Raw genomic sequence first — 206 nt, 5'->3', positions numbered from 1 at the left:
TTACATAGTAATACGCCTAACATAAACACCATAAATACATTTAACACGCTAGAAATAAAGCCTATCATTGCCTTATTTGCTGCCCAGCACTTTAAATTACCAATTAAGCACAGCAACTATATACAATGCGCCGAGCAATATATTACACAATGCTCTGATCACTGTAACGTAAACACTATCGATATTTTTAGTGGTGAATATCATCA

General features: G+C 34.0%; 1 pseudogene. It reads left to right on the top strand.

Features of this window, described 5'->3' with window-relative positions:
- Nucleotides 1–206: pseudogene (locus tag V6260_RS19620) on the top strand (hypothetical protein); the annotation flags it as partial.

Source organism: Pseudoalteromonas aliena, from assembly GCF_038155085.1.
GTDB lineage: Bacteria > Pseudomonadota > Gammaproteobacteria > Enterobacterales > Alteromonadaceae > Pseudoalteromonas > Pseudoalteromonas aliena_A.
The sequence above is the reverse complement of the archived record's forward strand: the minus strand, read 5'-3'. Positions and strand labels throughout refer to the sequence as shown.